1 pseudogene is annotated in these 251 nt (G+C 74.9%); it reads right to left on the minus strand.

The features are described from left to right. Positions 1–251: pseudogene (locus SB816_RS33620) on the minus strand (exo-alpha-sialidase); the annotation flags it as partial.

A 251-nucleotide genomic window follows, 5' to 3' on the forward strand; every position in this document is an offset into this window, starting at 1 on the left:
GTGTTCCGCATCGTCGAGCAGCTGCGGGTTGTCGCTCGCGCCGGACGTCGACGCGATGTCGCGCGGCGCCGACCAGTGCTCGCCGCGATCGTCCGAGCGGCGCAGCCTGATGTGCATCGTGTCGCCGTCGAACGCCTTCCACGCGAGCCACACGACGTCGCCGCGCGCGACGAGCGCCGCATGCGACGCCTGTTCGGCCGGCGCCGCCGGATTCGCGCCGAACGCCCACGGCGTGCCGCGCGGCCGCCCGT

The organism is Achromobacter sp. SIMBA_011 (assembly GCF_046535435.1).
Lineage (GTDB): Bacteria > Pseudomonadota > Gammaproteobacteria > Burkholderiales > Burkholderiaceae_B > Achromobacter > Achromobacter dolens.